Source organism: Acinetobacter stercoris (genome assembly GCF_900323515.1).
Classification (GTDB): domain Bacteria; phylum Pseudomonadota; class Gammaproteobacteria; order Pseudomonadales; family Moraxellaceae; genus Acinetobacter; species Acinetobacter stercoris.
Genome location: NZ_OOGT01000448.1, coordinates 1 through 697, shown reverse-complemented (window position 1 = coordinate 697; position 697 = coordinate 1). Strand labels below are relative to the sequence as shown.

Annotated in this window: 1 protein-coding gene; it reads left to right on the top strand. The window is 33.3% G+C overall.

The features are described from left to right. Positions 1 to 218 precede the first annotated feature (218 nt). Positions 219 to 506, top strand: coding sequence for a helix-turn-helix domain-containing protein (locus KPC_RS20160; RefSeq protein ID WP_171334574.1), 288 nt, complete (start codon positions 219 to 221; stop codon positions 504 to 506). Positions 507 to 697 lie beyond the last annotated feature (191 nt).

The following is a 697-nucleotide window of genomic DNA, read 5'->3' as shown; positions in this document are numbered from 1 at the left end:
GAATGAACTGCACACCAAAAGTTGGACATAAAACTCTATCTGATGAGGTGCATTCACACGGGAGGTTTTTTCCTACATGTATAAATACATATCCCAGTATATTTTTTAATGCAAAAATGCATGAGTATGATGCATTTTTGCATAATTTTCATATCTAAAACTGAGTTTAAGCTATAGAATTAACGAAATGAATTTGAAATTTCTTTCGTTAATTAAAGATGACTGAACCAACCGAAAACTACCGTATGACACCTGAACAGCTACAGCTTGCTGGTAGTTTGCTATATGGTAATCAATGGCAAACAGATTTAGCTCGTGCGTTAGAAATTGATTCAAGACGTATCAGGGATTGGCTATCAGGACGTAGACCAATTCCAGTAGGAATATGGAATGAAGTTATTTCATTACTAGAACAAAATAGTGTGGATACATTGAGTTATGCACAACGATTAAAAGAACAGTTTGAAACAATTAAAGAAAGCATACCTGAAAATAAAACTACTTGATGTACCCTAAAACTAGGGTACAATATAATTAATGGTTAGCCTGTTGGTGGCAACCTTTAACCACGAGGTGGAAAATGAAAGCAATTGCAACTATCAATGACATAAAAGTTTCAGTCATTTCTTATAATTCTGTTCCAGTTATTACTACTGAAATGATGGCAAGTTTTTATCAAACTGAAACTGATAATATA

Coding starts and splice junctions, on each gene's coding strand:
- KPC_RS20160 (WP_171334574.1), top strand. CDS start 219: ATGACTGAACCAACCGAAAACTACCGTATGACACCTGAACAGCTACAG.